This is a genomic window from Bradyrhizobium glycinis, from assembly GCF_016031655.1.
In the GTDB taxonomy this organism is placed as follows: domain Bacteria; phylum Pseudomonadota; class Alphaproteobacteria; order Rhizobiales; family Xanthobacteraceae; genus Bradyrhizobium; species Bradyrhizobium glycinis.
Window position 1 is genome coordinate 51,555 of the sequence record NZ_JACCHQ010000023.1, and the last position, 15,873, is coordinate 67,427.

Annotated in this window: 13 protein-coding genes and 1 pseudogene; 6 read left to right on the top strand and 8 right to left on the bottom strand. The window is 64.0% G+C overall.

Annotated features, from left to right (window positions below):
- Positions 1-18 precede the first annotated feature (18 nt).
- Positions 19-789 carry an SDR family NAD(P)-dependent oxidoreductase gene (locus HZZ16_RS27530; RefSeq protein WP_197952968.1) on the top strand — a complete coding sequence of 257 codons (771 nt, stop codon included), beginning with the start codon at positions 19-21 and terminating at the stop codon, positions 787-789.
- A gap of 111 nt (positions 790-900) precedes the next feature.
- On the opposite strand, the gene HZZ16_RS27535 is transcribed toward HZZ16_RS27530, so the two are convergent.
- Positions 901-1,668 carry an outer membrane protein gene (locus tag HZZ16_RS27535; RefSeq protein WP_197952969.1) on the bottom strand — a complete coding sequence of 256 codons (768 nt, stop codon included), beginning with the start codon at positions 1,666-1,668 and terminating at the stop codon, positions 901-903.
- 179 nt (positions 1,669-1,847) lie between these two features.
- Positions 1,848-3,023 carry an FAD-dependent oxidoreductase gene (locus HZZ16_RS27540; RefSeq protein ID WP_197952970.1) on the bottom strand — a complete coding sequence of 392 codons (1,176 nt, stop codon included), beginning with the start codon at positions 3,021-3,023 and terminating at the stop codon, positions 1,848-1,850.
- A gap of 1,752 nt (positions 3,024-4,775) precedes the next feature.
- Here HZZ16_RS27540 and HZZ16_RS27545 point away from each other — a divergent pair.
- Positions 4,776-5,015, top strand: a complete 240-nt coding sequence (locus tag HZZ16_RS27545; RefSeq protein ID WP_197952971.1) for a hypothetical protein — start codon at positions 4,776-4,778, stop codon at positions 5,013-5,015.
- 488 nt (positions 5,016-5,503) lie between these two features.
- Here HZZ16_RS27545 and HZZ16_RS27550 read toward each other — a convergent pair whose 3' ends face one another.
- Complete coding sequence (locus tag HZZ16_RS27550) at positions 5,504-7,018, bottom strand: caspase family protein (protein ID WP_197952972.1); 1,515 nt, start codon at positions 7,016-7,018, stop codon at positions 5,504-5,506.
- Between the two features lie 204 nt (positions 7,019-7,222).
- Here HZZ16_RS27550 and HZZ16_RS27555 point away from each other — a divergent pair.
- The 4 genes and pseudogenes from HZZ16_RS27555 (at position 7,223) to fabA (ending at position 11,850) form a co-directional block, all read left to right on the top strand.
- Positions 7,223-8,186: pseudogene (locus HZZ16_RS27555) on the top strand (helix-turn-helix transcriptional regulator).
- A gap of 300 nt (positions 8,187-8,486) precedes the next feature.
- Positions 8,487-9,995, top strand: a complete 1,509-nt coding sequence (locus HZZ16_RS27560) for a DEAD/DEAH box helicase (RefSeq protein ID WP_197952973.1) — start codon at positions 8,487-8,489, stop codon at positions 9,993-9,995.
- 164 nt (positions 9,996-10,159) lie between these two features.
- A complete protein-coding gene (locus HZZ16_RS27565) occupies positions 10,160-11,227 on the top strand; it encodes a GGDEF domain-containing protein (RefSeq protein WP_197952974.1) in 1,068 nt (355 codons plus the stop codon).
- A 92-nt stretch (positions 11,228-11,319) separates the two neighbouring features.
- Positions 11,320-11,850, top strand: a complete 531-nt coding sequence (gene fabA / locus HZZ16_RS27570; RefSeq protein ID WP_197952975.1) for a bifunctional 3-hydroxydecanoyl-ACP dehydratase/trans-2-decenoyl-ACP isomerase — start codon at positions 11,320-11,322, stop codon at positions 11,848-11,850.
- A 54-nt stretch (positions 11,851-11,904) separates the two neighbouring features.
- Here fabA and HZZ16_RS27575 read toward each other — a convergent pair whose 3' ends face one another.
- The 5 genes from HZZ16_RS27575 to sufD all read right to left on the bottom strand — a co-directional run bounded on the left by HZZ16_RS27575 (position 11,905) and on the right by sufD (position 15,871).
- On the bottom strand, positions 11,905-12,339 hold the full coding sequence (locus HZZ16_RS27575) for a TfoX/Sxy family protein (RefSeq protein ID WP_197952976.1): 435 nt from the start codon (positions 12,337-12,339) through the stop codon (positions 11,905-11,907).
- 167 nt (positions 12,340-12,506) lie between these two features.
- Complete coding sequence (locus HZZ16_RS27580; RefSeq protein ID WP_197952977.1) at positions 12,507-12,905, bottom strand: HesB/IscA family protein; 399 nt, start codon at positions 12,903-12,905, stop codon at positions 12,507-12,509.
- Positions 12,906-12,954: 49 nt separating this feature from the next.
- Positions 12,955-13,326 carry an SUF system Fe-S cluster assembly protein gene (locus HZZ16_RS27585; protein WP_018641712.1) on the bottom strand — a complete coding sequence of 124 codons (372 nt, stop codon included), beginning with the start codon at positions 13,324-13,326 and terminating at the stop codon, positions 12,955-12,957.
- A complete protein-coding gene (locus HZZ16_RS27590) occupies positions 13,323-14,570 on the bottom strand; it encodes a cysteine desulfurase (RefSeq protein WP_197952978.1) in 1,248 nt (415 codons plus the stop codon). The genes HZZ16_RS27585 and HZZ16_RS27590 overlap by 4 nt, the downstream gene beginning before the upstream one ends.
- The gene (gene sufD, locus HZZ16_RS27595) at positions 14,567-15,871 is read right to left on the bottom strand and encodes a Fe-S cluster assembly protein SufD (protein ID WP_197952979.1); all 1,305 of its coding nucleotides are present in this window, start codon (positions 15,869-15,871) and stop codon (positions 14,567-14,569) included. Before sufD ends, HZZ16_RS27590 begins: the two co-directional genes overlap by 4 nt.
- Between the last annotated feature and the right edge of the window lie 2 nt (positions 15,872-15,873).

Consider the following 15,873-nt stretch of genomic DNA (forward strand, 5'->3'; position numbering starts at 1 on the left):
AAACCAGGGAATACAAGCATGACATCCAGCCGGTTCGATCTCCGCGGCAAGGTCGCGATCGTCACGGGAGGCAATGGTGGCATCGGGCTCGGCATGGCGCGCGGCCTGGCCGATGCCGGCGCCGATATCGCGGTGGTCGGACGCAACGAGAGCAAGTCCGCCGCCGCCGTGGCCGATCTCAGGCAGCGCGGGGTGAAGGCGATCGCCGTCGCCACCGACGTGACCGACAAGGCGGCTGTCGCAGCCATGATCGACCGCGTCGCCAAGGAACTCGGCCGCATCGACGTCCTCGTCAACAATGCCGGCATGAGCATCCGCAAGCCGCCGCACGAGCTCGAGCTCGACGAGTGGAACAAGGTGATCGACACCAACCTCACCAGCGCCTTCGTGTGCTCGAAGCTCGCTTATCCGGCGCTGAAGGCGTCCGGCAACGGCAAGGTGATCAACATCGGCTCGATGATGTCGATCTTCGGGGCGAGCTTTGCGACCGCCTATGCGGCCAGCAAGGGCGGCATCGTGCAGTACACGCGCGCCTGCGCCAATGCCTGGGCGCCCGACAACATCCAGGTCAACGCCATCCTGCCGGGCTGGATCGACACCGATCTCACCCGCGGCGCGCGGCAGCAGGTCTCGGGGCTGCACGAGCGTGTGCTGGCGCGCACGCCCGCGGGGCGTTGGGGCGACATCGACGACTTCGCCGGCATCGCCGTATTCCTGGCATCGCCCGCGTCGAACTTCGTCACCGGCACGGCGATCCCGGTCGATGGCGGCTTCTCGGTGATGGCCTGAGGCCGGCCTGCCAGCGATTCAACAACGCAAAAAGAAGCCCCGGACAAAGGCCGGGGCTTTTGAATTGAGGCAGTGCTTTTCTTGATCGTTGGTCGCGTTGCGTCGACGTGCTCAATAGCGGGCGATGGTGGGTGCGTCGAACTTGTAGCTCGCGCGCACCACGGCCCACTGAATGTCTCGCGGCTTGGTGTCGAAGGTGTAATTGCCCGCCGTGCCGCCGAGCTGATAGGTCTGGCTGCCGAAGGCCGCGTAATTGTATTCGAGGCCGACGATCCAATTGCGGGTGACGCCGTATTCCCAGCCGGCGCCGACGGTCCAGCCGTTGGCCCAATGGGTTTGTCCGCCCGAGCCCGTCGCCACACCGACGGTGTCGGTGACCGAGAGGCGGTTGTTCGCGCCGGCATAGCCGCCCTTGATGTAGAAGAGGTTGTTCTGCACGGCGAAGCCGGCGCGGCCGACGACGGTCGCGAGCACGTTGGTACGCCAGGAGAACACGTCGTCCGCGACGCCAAACACGTCGTTTACGCGCGTGCCCTTGTTGTCGAGGCCGGAGATCGTGCCTTCCACGCCGAACACGTAGTTGTTGGCCTGCCAGTTGTAGCCGATCTGGGCGCCGCCCATCACGCCCGAATTGCGCTGACGGAAGCCCTCGCCGGGCGAAAGATCGCCGAACGCCGCGCCGGTCCCGTTGTTGATGAATTGCTCGTTGGTCCATGCGCCACCGATATGGCCGCCGACATAGAAGCCGGTCCAGTTGAACAGCGGCTCGACATAAGCGGGCGCCTTCGTGTAGCGCGCACCGAGATCGGCGGCGAAGGCCGCACCGGTCGAAACCAGAGCGGTCGTGCAGGCGAAGGCGGCAATCAATTTATTACGCATGGTACACCCCGTGTCCTTGGATGGGCGCACGGTCACAGACGGCTCTTACTAAAATTGAAATCAACACGGTTAACGTGGCGGTTGGGCAGGCACCGCGCCGTCAATCCGGTGACGATGTTGCAGGCGTGCAACGCATCGCGCGCGAATTCACGCGGCGTTATCCCTAGTGAGGTCCTACGCTAGGATTGCGGCGCGGCGCGCGAATGCACGTGCTCGGGTCGCACGCCGAGCGCAAGCAGGCGCGCCGGAATGCCCTGCAGCCACGGCAGCGCGGTGATGAGGCGCACGACCAGCGGCACCTTCAGCGGCCGATCGCCGCCCTGCAAGGCGTCGCTGATGATGTTGTTCTGCACGACCACCTGCATGCGCTGCGTCATCTTCACCGGGAACTCGCGACGGCGGCGCACCGCATCGAGCTCGTCCTCGGACGGGCAGCCATGCTGCAGCTTCTCCGCCAGGAGGTTCGCGGTCGCGACCGCGTCCTGCACGGCGAGATTGACGCCGACGCCGCCGATTGGCGACATCGCATGCGCGGCGTCGCCGATGCACAACAGGCCTGGCTGCGTCCAGCGCGTCAGACGGTTGATCGCGACGGTGAGCAGCTTGACGTCGTCGAAGCTCTTCACCTCGGCGATGCCGGAGCGGAGGATCGGCGCCATGCGCACGACGTCGTCGAGCAGCGCCGATAGTCCCCTCGCCTTCACCGCATCGTACTGCCCCTTGCCGATGACATAGGCGCACTGCCAGTAATCGCCGCGGTCGAAGGTGATCATCATCTTGCCGGGCTCGACCCGGGCGAACACGTTCTCGGTCTCGTCGGGTCTGCGGCCGGCGCGAAACCACAGCACGTCCATCGGCGCGCCGATCTCCTCGACGCGAAGGCTGGCGCGCTCGCGCACCGTCGAATGCCGGCCGTCGCAGGCGATGGTGAGATCGGATTCGATGTCGAGGATGCCGTCAGGCGTCTTCGCACGTACGCCGGCGATCGTCTCGCCGCGGCGGATCAGATCGATCGCCTCCGTGCTCATCATCACCTCGAGCGAGGGAAAGCGCCTGCCCGCCTCGCGCAGAAAATTCAAGAAGTCCCATTGCGGCATGAAGGCGATGAAGGGGTACTTGGTGTGGAGCCGGCTGAGATCGGCAATGCGCACTGGCGTGCCACCGAACAGCCCGTCCATCTTCTGCAGGCGCTGGTGCGGCAGCTTCAGGAAGCCGTCGATCAGGCCGAGCTCGTCCATCACCTGAAGCGTCGAGGGATGCACGGTGTCGCCGCGGAAGTCGCGGAAGAAATCGGCATGCTTCTCCAGCACCACGACGTCGATGCCGGCCCGTCCCAGGAGGTAGCCGAGCATCATGCCGGCAGGTCCCCCGCCGACGATGCAGCAGCGAACTTTTATGGTCCGCAGGTTGTTGGTCGGCTGTCATTGCAGACGCGATCCGCGCTCTGAGCATCGATCAAGATTTGCCCGCCGCTTTGGCGAGCATCTTGCTATCACCAAGCCGGTTTACTTCGAGCACAAGCGAGCCAGGCTTTTTTTGAAGCCCGCGCTCAATTTCCCGCCAAATAGCGGTCACTCCCTTCAAGGGCGCGATTACCCCTCTCAGGACAACCACTCGTTGTCCGGGCGTGCCGACAACACCGCATTTTTTAGTCTGCGGGAGTTGTCGGACGTCAAGTTTGTCTTACCACAAACCGCTAGGTGGCACCTCCGCGGGGACGAATAGATGGAGTGGGCGGGCCACACAAGGCATTGGACGATTGAAACCGGGGCGAAGATCTGGTTGCGAACCAGTTCCATGCTGCACGACTATCCACCGGAAGGAATCGATCTACCGATTATACTCGGCGATGCCACCGTTATCAGCACCAAGGTGGTTAGTTCGTCGCCGGGCAGAATTATCATTGAGTTAGACGACGGTCATCTCCGACGTCTAACGCCGGGCGCTTCCGGCTTTTCGGCTCGCGGATTTCCAGGCGCGGAGTGGATCGTGCAGCGGCGCACGTAACTAGTCGGTGGGTCGACTATTGCGCGTCGAGAGAAGCGATTGATACCGATCAATCTGATTTGCGAGCCGAACCCAGCTTTGCGACAGAGATTTGAGAAGTCTTGCCTCGGTTTCGTTCCGCGTTGCTTGCATCAAGCTGAGGCATTCAATCGATTGGGCTCGGCACTGTTTCGGGGTTTCCACGAGCATATCTCCATCCTAACCACGAAGTAGCTTCCACAAATTTCGACCGAAAATCTGTATATCAGTTCACATTTTCGAAGATTCCACTTACGCCCGCGTTCACTCCCTCAGGGCGGGCCGCCGCTCCCGGCACTTCTCTCAGGATGGCGGTCGCCGGCGGCCTCGCACGAAGTGCCTGAACGCATCGATTGCTCGAGCTACGGGCGATAATGGTCTGCTGCGGCGTGGTGGAATGACGATCAGAAGATAAAGCACATTCAACAGCAACCAGCTGCCGAGCGCGAGCAAAATAGCCTTCATAAAAGCTTCCGGAGCAACCGGCGATAAACGATCTTTGGAAAAAACGCCGCTATCGAAGCGCAGCTTGCTCCCGACTTCAAGCACAACCTTTGGTCAAAGGCTGCCGCGCGCCCTCAGGGCTGCCGCCACTCCTTCTCGCTGCACTCTCCGCGGCCGAAGCTCAGGAACGACGCCCCCTTTAGTAGCGACGCTTGTTGCTGTCTCGGGAGACAGTTTTGGACGCTTCAAGCCGTGCGCGTCTCCGTTGATTCCAGCGGGCCAGCATTTCACCAAGCTCGCCCTGGGGAGGCGCTTTATCATTGCGGTTGGCAGCCGGCGGACGCAACCATTCGGGCTGGGTGTAGGCGGTCCAGATCCGGGCTTCGGCGCGCCGTCGACGAGAGATGAAGTCTCTGGTCAGGTACCCGGCCCCAAAAGAGACCGATAGCAAGGCTAACAGAATGCCTACTGCTAGCACGCAACCAAACTCCGTTTAATCACTGGGGATGTGACTGTTAAGCCGGTGCGATCAAAGAGCTCCTGCAAATGGCCGAGCTTAAGGATCTGAGATCCCAGCGAAGTTGATAACCCTCAAATTGCGCGACACCAGGCAGCGCTCTCAATTCTTGGAGGAACCAATGGGAAAGGCCGCGAGAAACGAAGTGCGAAGACACCGCGCTCTGTTCTTCATCTGTATGAGCGCCGGGGCCGCGCTCTTGGCGATGGCGATGATGGCGGCGCCGTTTTTCCTCAGATCGATGCTGGCGTTGAATTTGAGGGCGATGCTTTTGGCTGCCTGCCCAGCTCTATTGTTTTCTGTACTGTCATGGTTTTGGCATCTGCAAGCGATGCATATTGCGTCTGAGCTTGAAGACTGAGCGCTGCTGAGGCCTCGGGCTTGCCTGAATGCTTCACTTGGAGAGACGCCCGGCTATCCCCTCATGGCACCTGCTTAGTATGCGCCGCATATCGCTCGATCTGATTGGCCAATCGAAGCCAACTTTGAGCCAAATCTCTCAGCATCCTGCTTTCCGTCTCGTCCTGCGTCTCCCGCGACAATCGATAGCATTCCAACGATTGATCTCTGCAATGTTTTGAGGTGTGCATCAGTCTCCCCCTGGAACGGGAAGGCAGCCACGCTGTTCGAAACCGTGCATTTAACAAAGTTAATGGCACTTCACTCGGCTTGGCTTTCGCTTCTTGGTCACGTCTTGCGCCGTGGGCATCCAGCGAGGATTTCGTCAGGCGCTGTCATCAGCGCAGACTAGCTCGCGCAGCAGGCGAGGCATATGAACTGGATAACAACTCATAGCCAGTTCCTCAGGGGGGTATCACGCCCACTCCGCTGTGGCCGACAGCGAACCCCTCAATTATTGCTCCGGTTCGCGCTGCGAAAGCTCTTGATCTCCGACACGCTGCCGTCGCGATAGGTCAGCTCCACCGAGACGGATTTCGTGCTCGGCGCGAGCTTCATGTAGAGCGGCATGCCGGCGCTGACCGCGCCGGGGTCGCGCATGTCGCAGGGCGGCATCTTCAGCACCTGGTTGGGCACGGCGGTGTCGATGCCGATGCGCACCTCGCGGATGGCGCAACGGTAGGAGACGAGATGCGTGTAGTAGACGAGCAGTCCGTTGAACTCGCGGAACGACAGCCAGCTCGTCGAGGTCATGTCGAGGATCTTGCGCTGGTCGCGGATCAGCGCGGCCTCGGGATCGAACCTGATCGGGAAAGGGCCCTGCATGTCGCCGGACTGATCGACGTAACGGACCTCGATGGTCCCGGCCTGCGCATCCGGCGGCAGCTCGATCGACGGGTTCGGCATCCGCTTGCGGGTGCGCGGATCGAGCGTGTCGATGAACCCGGTCTCGCGGAAATCGCCCGTGCCGGCCATGCGCCAGGAAATGCCGAGTGTCGGATCAGCGAAGGAGAAGGTCACGCTCCAGCCGCCATTGTGCCGCGAGAAGCTCGCGATCGGCGCGTTGAGGGTCTCCTCCTTGGGCATCTGCGGCACCGACACCGGCGGCAGCGCCGCAAGCTTCGTTGGCGGCGGATCGTCCGAACGCGCGACGGCGTCCTTGGCGAGGCCGCTGAGGAACACATCGTCGACCATCTGGTCGAAATAGACCGGCACCTGCCTGTGCTTCACGGTCTCGGCCATCTCGCTGACGGCGCGGCGGGTGCGCTGCGCCACCTGCACCAGATTCTCGCCGGGCTTGAGCAGCTCCTTGGCGAAAGTGCGCGTGAACACCGAGTTTGGATTGGCGTCGTCATTGGAGAGGCGATCGAGCGCGGTCTGGCGGGGACCCGCGGAGAACACCGAGAACACGCCCTCCGGCAGCTGCGTCATCGGCGCGAGCCCGCCGCCGCCGGCAACCGCGCGAGTGCCCTTGCGCTCGAACGGATTGTTGCGGCAGGCGTCGAACACCAGGATCGAAGTCCGCGCCTTCTTGTTCTGCAGCCGCTCGACGATGCGGTCTGCCAGGATCGAGGCGTCGCGGACCAATTCTTCCTGCCCTTCGGTCGCCGCCGGCACGTCGGTCGGCAGCAGATAGTTCTGCCCGGCGATCTCGAAGCCGTGGCCGGCGTAGAAGAAGAACGCGGTGTCGCCAGGCTCGATGGCCTTGTCGAAGGCGAGCAGCGTCTCGGAAAATTGCTGCCGGCTCTGGTTCTCGGCGACCATCACCGAGAAGCCGAGCTGCCTCAGCGTGTCGCCCATGGTGCGAGCGTCGTTGACCGCCTTGAGCAGCTTCGGCACGTTCTTGTAATCGTTGTTGCCGACGACGAGCGCGACGCGCTTCTCGGCCCAGGCGGGCGCTGCGAAACTGCTCAGGCCCGCCACGAGGCCAAGGGCCGCCAGAATTCTGAAAAGCCGACGCGTCATCGCAAGATTTCCCGTTGCAGACCCGGCCCTGCCGCCGATCTTCGAACGGCAGTTCATGGGGACCCCCTGCCGCTGTGTGATAGTCGGCCCAGACCTGACCACGGTTCAAGGACCCCGGGGCTCCGATTGTGCGATCCACGCCATGGCCGATTCCGCTGGAATCTGCTTCCTTTTAAACCATTTCGCCGGGAGCGAGGGGCTGCCGTGTTGCACTGGTGTACGGACGAGGTCGACCCGAAGGATCGCTTCGACTATTGGCGCGAGGTGCGCGCCAAGGGGTTGTTCGGCGTCACCGCCGAGCTCGCGCGCGAGCGGCGCGCGGACTTCTTCGGCGAATTCTCGCTGCGCCAGCTGGGCGGCGCCGGCCTCGTCGAGCTGAAGGCCTCGCCCTACACGGTCGAGCGCAGCGCGTCGGACATCGCCGACGCCCCGGGTGAGGCGATCTGCGTCTACCAGCAGCTCGGCAGCGGCGGCTGGTTCGGCGGCATGCGCACAAGCGACTTTGCCATTGCCAATGGCAGCTTCGCCACTAGCCACACCGACCTGCCCTACCGCACCGCCGCGCTGGTGGGCACCGGGGGCTTCCACCTGCGGATCCTCAAGATCCCCGTGAGCAGCATCCCGGTACAGGACAAGCGCCTGCGCGAGCTTGCACCCCGGACCTTCAACGATCCCGCCCTGGCGCCCCTGCTCGCGGCCTGCTTTGCCGATCTCGGCGAAAGCGCCGCGGACGATGCGGCCTCAGCAGTCAAGACCTCCCCAGGCTTTGGCCCATCTGGCGCTGATCGAGCGCGGCATCGTGCGGCCCGGCAGCCGGCGCGGACAGGCGGCGCTGCGGACCGCCCGCCTCTCGCAGGCCCGGCGGCTGATCGCGCGCCACCTTCAGGACCCCAATCTGGCGCCGGCCATGGTGGCCGACCTGCTCGGCGTGTCCGTGCGTCACCTGCACATGCTGTTTGAGATGGCGGAGAAGAGCTTTTCCCAGACGGTGACGGACGAGCGCCTGAAACAGAGCCGCCGCCTGTTGCGCGAGGCGCCGGAGCGGCTGATCGCCGAAATCGCGGCCTCGTGTGGCTTCGAGAGCCTGGCGACCTATTACCGGGTGTTCAATGCCGCCTATGGCATGGCCCCCGGTGATTTCCGGGCCGAAGGCACGGACAGGCGGTAGCTGCCGTCTTGGCGGTTTGCGGCCGGGCCGCGGGGGCTCGGGGAAAACCCCAGCCGCGCCCGTGATTTGGGCAAAAACCTCAGGTTTTTTAGGCTCTTCCCGCGCCCGCTCCATTGACTTTGGCCAATTCCCGCCTATGTTCCGGGTCGACGCGGCTCAGATCGAAGAGCGATTCCTGAGCCTTGCGCTTTGTCCGCGTGAGTCAGCACCCCCAGCTTCTTTGAGAGCGCGCCGTTTCGGGGTGGAACGCGACAGCCTTATTACCCTCGATTCCGAACGGCGGTTTCGACCAGAGGCTCAATGTCCTTTTCAAATCTCGGACTGTCCGAAAAAGTCCTCGCCGCAGTGGCGGCCACCGGTTACACCACCCCCACCCCCATTCAGGAACAGGCGATTCCCCACGTCCTTGCACGCAAGGACGTGCTCGGCATCGCCCAGACCGGCACCGGCAAGACCGCGGCCTTCGTGCTGCCGATGCTCACCATCCTCGAAAAGGGCCGCGCCCGGGCGCGCATGCCGCGCACGCTGATCCTCGAGCCGACCCGCGAGCTGGCGGCCCAGGTGAAGGAAAACTTCGACCGCTACGGCGCCGGCCAGAAGCTCAACGTCGCCCTCCTGATCGGCGGCGTCTCCTTCGGCGATCAGGATGCCAAGCTGATGCGCGGCGTCGACGTGCTGATCGCAACCCCGGGCCGCCTGCTCGACCACACCGAGCGCGGCGGCCTGTTGCTCACCGGCGTCGAGCTGCTCGTCATCGACGAAGCCGACCGCATGCTGGACATGGGCTTCATCCCTGACATCGAGCGCATCTGCAAGCTCGTCCCCTTCACGCGGCAGACCCTGTTCTTCACCGCGACCATGCCGCCGGAAATCCGGCGCATCACCGAAGCCTTCCTGCACAATCCGCAGAAGGTCGAGGTCTCAAGGCCCGCCACGACCGCCGTCACTGTTACGCAAGCCCAGGTGCCCGCTGGCCGCGAGGCGCACGAGAAGCGCGAATTGCTACGCCGTTTGCTGCGCGAGGCCAAGGACCTCAAGAACGCGATCATCTTCTGCAATCGCAAGCGCGAGGTCGCGATCGTTCACAAATCGCTGCAGAAGCACGGCTTCAGCGTCGGCGCCCTGCACGGCGACATGGACCAGCCGGCCCGCATGGCCGCGCTCGACCAGTTCCGCAAGGGTGAGCTGCCCCTCCTCGTCGCCTCCGACGTCGCCGCCCGCGGCCTCGACATTCCCGAGGTCAGCCACGTCTTCAATTTCGACGTTCCCCACCACGCCGACGACTACGTCCACCGCATCGGCCGCACCGGCCGCGCCGGCCGAACCGGCACCGCGATCTCGATCGTGACGCCGCTCGACCAGAAGTCGATGGCGGCGATCGAGAAGCTGATCGGCCAGAGCATTCCGCGCGCCGAAGGCGACTATGACGTCCACGCCGAAGCGGGCGAACAGGGCGAGCGTCCGCGCGAGCAGCGCGGCCGCGAGCGTTCACGCGGCGGACGCGGCAAGTCGCAGCGCGGCGAGCGGCGCGGTCATGACCGCGAACGCGGCCACGAGCCGCGCGAGGCACGTGGCGAGGCACGGCCGGCTCCCGAGGCGAGGCCCGCACGCGAGGCACGGCCTCCGCGCGAGGCCAGGCAATCATCCGAGCCGCGCCATGGTGCGCGCCCGCAAGCGAATTCGTCGCATGTGCCCTCGATCGGCCGTCCCGAGCCGCGCCGCCAGCGCGAGATCGACAGCGAGCCGGGCGATCATTCGCATCTGCCGGCGTTTCTGCTGCGGCCGGTGCGCTCCCCCGCCGGCGCCTGAAGCGCGCCGGCGCTCCAGATTTCGGTTGAAAGCCCTCGATTTGCAATTTTTTGGATACCCCGTGAACGTATATTTACGGGGCGTTCACGATCGTCCGTTAGCCTACGAACATAATTTAGGGATTGCTGCGGTCGATGGCGCGTCGGCCGCTGTGGGGATGATCAGTGATCAAGGTGCTCGACGAACACGAACGCACGCTGGCGTTCGCCGAGGTGGCGCTCGGTCAGATCCGATCGCTCAGACAGACGGCCATTCCCCGCAATTACGAGATCTGGTACGTCTACGCCACCGGCTACAACGCACCACTCAACAAGATCATCAATGAGACGCTGGCGCGCAGCGGCAAGCTGACCGAGGCCGATCTCGAGCAGATCTACGAGACCTATCTCTCCCACATCAAGACCACCGACCGCATCGATAAGGTCGGCGCGCGCGTCGTCGGCGAGATCGACGACGTCGTGAAGGTGCTGGGCGAGGCGCTCGGCATGACCGGAGCCTACGATACCAGCCTGTCGGACGCGGCCGAGAAACTGTCCTCGGCGGAAAGCCGCGACCAGATCAAGGCGATCGTCGAGGCGCTGCTGCGCTCCACCAGCGAGATGCGCGAGACAAACAAGGCGCTGGAAGACCGGCTGACGCTGTCGAAGAACGAGATCAGCAATCTCCAGCAGAGCCTGGAGGCGATCCGCGCCGAAAGCCTGACCGATCCGCTCACGGGCCTGGGAAATCGCAAATATTTCGACCGCATGATCGGCATGGCGGTGCAGAGCGCGCTCGCCTCGGGCGAGCCGCTGTCGCTGCTGCTGTTCGACATCGATCACTTCAAGTCGTTCAACGATTCCTACGGCCATCTCACCGGCGACCAGGTGCTGCGGCTCGTCGGCCTTTCGCTGAAGCAGACCATCAAGGGCCAGGACATCACCGCGCGCTACGGCGGCGAGGAATTCGCGGTCGTGCTGCCCAACACCGCGCTGCGCCAGGCGCTGACGGTGGCCGATCACATCCGGCGCGCGGTGATGGCAAAGGAATTGAAGAAGAAATCCACCGGCGAGCTCCTCGGGCGCGTCACCATCTCAGTCGGCGTTTCCATGCTCAGGGAGGGCGACGACACCGACGCGCTGATCGAGCGCGCCGACGCCTGCCTCTACGCCGCCAAGCGCAACGGCCGCAACCGCGTGATCTGCGAAGTCGATCCGGAATTCGCGGTTGAGAGCCACAGCCGGGTGGCGTGACGCGGCCGTCGTCCGTTCTTGACATTCCAACTTGCCAACCGACATCTTCCTCGCCGCCGTGGCGCCTGACCGCGGCTTCGAGGACTTACGCCTTGCCCAATCCTCATGATTTCCATACGCCGCAACCGTCCTACACCAGGGGCGAGCTGCTGAGATCGAGCGAAGGCGGCTATTTCGGTCCGGGCAACGCGCAATTGCCTGCGCCGCCGATGCTGATGATGGACCGGATCACGGAGATCAGCCTGGACGGCGGCGAGTTCGGCAAGGGCCATATCGTCGGCGAGCTCGACATCACGCCAAGCCACTGGTTCTTCGATTCCCATTACCGCGGCGACGCCATTATGCCTCCGACGCTGGCACTGGACGCCATGTGGCAGATGGTCGGCTATTGGCTCGGCTGGTCAGGTTCGCCCGGCAAGGGCCGCGCTATCGGCGTCGGCGAAGTTGAGGGCACCGGCGAGATCACACCGAACACACAACGCGTGCGCTACGAGGTCGCCATGCGCATGGTCCGGCGCGGCAAGCTGGTGCTCGGGATCGCTGATGGGCGTGTGCATGCGGATGGCATCTGCGTGTTCACGGCGAAGGACATGAGGGTCGGCCTGACCAAGGCCACAGACTGAGGTCTCGTAGGGTGGGCAAAGGCGCAAAGCGCCGTGCCCACGATTTCGGCACGATTATCTTGAGCCGTGGGCACGCTTCGCTTTGCCCACCCTACGCACCGTTTTCCTGGCAACCTTCTTCGCCACATCCTTCTTCGGCAGTACCTTCTTCTTCGCCTTCGGCCGCTTTTTCACCTTGGCGCGCTGGGCGGCGGCGAGGGCCGCCCTCGCCCATTGCGCAAGCTCCTGGGAATCGTCGAACAGGCGCGCCGGCAGCTCCCAGTAGGAATTCACCACCACGGTCTTGGTACGGGTCGAATACTGGAACGGCTTCGAGCCTTCGGCTTCGAAGTCGGGAATGGTCGTCTCGTCGGCGCGAAAGAACAGGCCGGCACGCAGCGACAACGCGAAATTGACGCCGTCGGCGGAGATGCCGTAGCCGGAGAACATTTTCCGGATGGTGACCGGGCCGAAATCGGCGAACAGGTCGATCAGGAATTCGCGGTCCATCGGAGGCTTCCCTGCCCAAGCAAGTGAGCCTTCATAGCATTTCCGTCATTGCGAGCGAAGCGAAGCAATCCAGACTTCCGCCGCGGAGACAGGCCGGATTGTTTCGTCGCCAGCGCAAAATTGCTTCGCAATTTTGTCGCGGGCTCCTCGCAATGACGCTGGAGAGTCTACCCGTCGATCTTGGCCGGCCGCAGCTCGACCGATTCGCCGCAACCGCAGGCGGAGATCTGGTTGGGATTGTTGAAGACGAACTGGGCCTGCATCTTGTCGGCCTTGTAGTCCATCTCGGTGCCGAGCAGGAACAGCACGGCCTTGGGATCGACCAGGATCTTGACCCCCTTGTCCTCGACGACCTCGTCGGTGGGGCGGATCTCGTGGGCGTATTCGACCGTATAGGACTGACCGGCGCAGCCGCCGTTCTTCACGCCGACGCGCAAGCCCACGATCTCCGAGTCTGCACGTTGGGTCAGCTCGGTGATGCGCTGGGCAGCGGCATCCGTCAGCCGCATCACCTGCGGGCGCGGCCGCCGCGGCTTGGAAGTGGATGCTGGTGTTGCCTGGGTCATATTGTCTATGTGGTCCGTTGCGGAGCGAATTCAATGCGGGCCGAGGGCGTCACCACATGTTCAGCACGAGGCGGGCCTCGTCGCTCATGCGCTCGGGCGACCACGGCGGCTCCCAGACGACCTTGACGTCGACCACGCCGACGCCGGGCACGCTCGCCACCGCGTTCTCGACCATGGTCGGCAGCTCGCCTGCGGCCGGACAGTTCGGCGTCGTCAGCGTCATCTGCACGTCGACGGAGCGGTCGTCCTTGATCTCGACCTTGTAGATCAGGCCGAGCTCGTAGATGTCGGCGGGGATTTCCGGGTCGAACACGGTCTTGAGCCCGGCGATGATCTCGCGGGTCAGCCGCTCGGTCTCCTCCGGCGGCAATGCCGAATGGGTCTCCATCGGATTGGCTTTGATTTCGGCCGTGTCACTCATGCGAACAAATCCCGCGCCTTCAAAAGCGCCTGTGCCAGATGATCGACTTCTTCCCGCGTATTATACATGCCGAACGAGGCCCGGCAGGTGGCCGTGACGTTGAACCGCTCTAAAAGCGGCATCACGCAATGGGTGCCGGCGCGCACCGCGATGCCCTGGCGGTCAATCACGGTGGCGACATCGTGCGCGTGCGCGCCCCTCAGCTCGAAGGAGATCACCGGACCCTTGCCCCGCGCCGTGCCGATCAGCCGCAGCGAGTTGATCGCGCGGAGGCGCTCCTGGGCGTAGGCGGTGAGGTCGGCCTCGTGGGCGGCGATGCGCTCCTTGCCGATCGAGTTGACGTAGTCGATGGCGGCGCCAAGGCCGACGGCCTCGACGATCGCCGGCGTGCCCGCCTCGAACTTATGCGGGGGATCGCCATAGGTGACGACGTCGCGTGTGACCTCGCGGATCATCTCGCCGCCGCCGTTGAAGGGGCGCATCGCGACGAGGTGGTCGTACTTGGCCCAGAGCACGCCGATGCCGGTCGGGCCGTAGACCTTGTGACCGGTGAAAACGTAGAAGTCGCAGCCGAGGTCCTGGACGTCGACGGGCAGATGCACGGCGCCCTGGCTGCCGTCGACCAGCACCGGGATGCCGCGGGCATGCGCAATCTTCACGACATCCTTGATCGGGACGATGGTGCCGAGCGCATTCGACATCTGCGTGATCGCGACCAGCTTGGTCTTCGACGTCAGCAGCTTCTCGAACTCGTCGATGAGGAAATTGCCCTCGTCGTCGACCGGCGCCCATTTGATCACCGCACCTTGGCGTTCCCTTAGGAAATGCCAGGGCACGATGTTGGAATGGTGCTCCATGATCGAGATGACGATCTCGTCGCCTTCCCCGATATTCGGACCACCCCAAGAAGACGCGACCAGGTTGATTGCCTCCGTCGCGTTGCGGGTGAAGATGACTTCTTCGGTGCGCCCAGCGTTGATGAACTGCGCCACCTTGGTGCGGCCGCCCTCATAGGCCTCAGTCGCGGCATTGGCGAGGTAGTGCAGGCCGCGATGCACATTGGCGTATTCGGATGTATAGGCCTGCGTCATGCGATCCAGCACGGCGCTCGGCTTCTGCGCCGAGGCGGCGTTGTCGAGATAGACGAGCGGCTTGCCGTAGACCTGCATGGCGAGCGCCGGAAAATCCTGGCGCACGCGCGCAACGTCATAGGCCCCGTTCTTGACTGCCGGATGCGTGCTCATGACCGCCGCTCCAGCCAGCGCTCGGCGATGCCGATCACGTGCTCGCGCAAGGTGTCATCGGCGATCTGCTCGATCGCCTCGCCGACGAAGGCCTGGATCAACAGCGCCTGGGCCTGCTTCTCCGGCAGCCCGCGCGCCTTCAGGTAGAACAGCAGGCTGTCGTCGAGCGCGCCGGCGGTGGCACCGTGGCCGCAGGAGACGTCGTCGGCAAAAATCTCGAGCTCGGGCTTGTTGTCGGCCTCGGCTTCGTCCGACAGCAGCAGCGCACGAGTCATCATCTTGCCGTCGGTCTTCTGTGCGTCGGGACGGACGATGATGCGGCCCTGGAACACCGAATGGGCGCGGTCGTCGATCACGGCGCGGAAGGTCTCGCGGCTGACGCAGTTCGGCACGGCATGGTCGACCACGAGCGTGGTGTCGCCATGCTCGGTCTTCTTCAAAAGATTCACGCCGTTGACCGAGAGCTCGCTGCCCTCGCCCGCCAGCATGATGAAGCCCTGCAGGCGGCTCACCGCGGCGCCGGTAGTCATGTTGAAGAAGTTGAACTTCACATTGGCGCCGATGGTGACGAACTGCGAGGTGACGTTCACTGCGTCAGGTGCGTCGTCCATCAGGCGGATGTGTGCGACGTCGGCGTTGTCGCCGACCGAGACGATGACGGCATCGTTGACTTGGTAGGCCCCGGCTTCCGCCGCAACAAAAGTCTCGACGATGGTGACGCGAGCGCCCTTCCCGACCGCAACCTGCGAGCGGGTGAACGCCGACGCCGACGCAGCAGTCGCAATGTGGATGATCTGGATCGGCGCGGACAGCTGGGCGCCGTCAGCGATCGACAGCACGACGCCGTCGGTCGCCAGCGCCGCGTTCAGCGCGATCACGGCATCGGTGGACGTGGTCTTGAGGAGACCGGCGTCCTTATCCAACACCTCAGGCAGAGTCTTGAAACCTGCCTCGGCGGCAAGCGCCTTCACGTCGGAAAGTTCAGCAGCGAACACGCCATCGACCAGCACCAGCTTGCTAGCGCCGTCGACCGCATGCGCCTTCACCGCGTCCGCAGCGCGCTTCAGCGCGGCGGCATCGGGGGTGGCTGCCAGCGGCAGCACCTCGCCGACCAGCGCACGCAGGTCGGTGTATTTCCATTCCTCGATCCGGCGGTGCGGCAGCCCGAGGCGCTCATAGCTCTCGAACGCCTCGCGGCGCACCGCGATCACGTCAGGCGAACCCGGCAGGCGGCCTTCAGCGCTGGCGAAAAGATCGCTCACTGCGCGGCCCTTTCCGGTCTTTGCCACAGCAACGTTCATTG